Consider the following 538-nt stretch of genomic DNA (forward strand, 5'->3'; position numbering starts at 1 on the left):
TCGAGTCGGTGCTCTCGCGTGGCTGGTAGCCGGCGCGTCATGATGATCGACCGTGCTGCTGCGACTGGCCTACTTGGGCGTGACGAATGCGTTCGCGCTGCTGCGTCTGCTGCCGATGAGCAACCGGGACAAGGATGCGGAGATCCTGGCCCTCCGCCATCAGATCACGGTGCTCGAACCCCAACTCGGCGGTGACCGAGTGCGGTTCGCTCCGGGCGATCGGGCGTTCCTGGCGGCGCTGCTGCACCGGCTGCCGTTGCCGGTTCTGCGGCAGGTGCGGTTGCTCGTGCGTCCTGACACGGTGCTGCGCTGGCATCGCGACCTCGCCAGGCGCCGTCATGCCGTCTTATCGCGGCCCAAGCGACCCGGTCGCCCACGTACCGTGCGCTCCATCCGGATTCTGGTGCTGCGTCTGGCGAGAGAGAATCCAAGCTGGGGCTACAGGCGTCTTCATGGCGAGCTGCTCGTGCTGGGAGTGAAGGTGCTGCGTCGACCGTCTGGAAGATCCTGAAGGATGCCGGCATCGATCCGGCGCCCG

1 pseudogene is annotated in these 538 nt (G+C 66.9%); it reads left to right on the forward strand.

Annotated elements, in window-relative coordinates:
• Positions 1 to 52 precede the first annotated feature (52 nt).
• Positions 53 to 538: pseudogene (locus tag EEJ42_RS30935) on the forward strand (integrase); the annotation flags it as partial.

The sequence above is a fragment of the Streptomyces botrytidirepellens genome (genome assembly GCF_003721215.1).
GTDB classification, from domain to species: Bacteria; Actinomycetota; Actinomycetes; order Streptomycetales; family Streptomycetaceae; genus Streptomyces; species Streptomyces himastatinicus.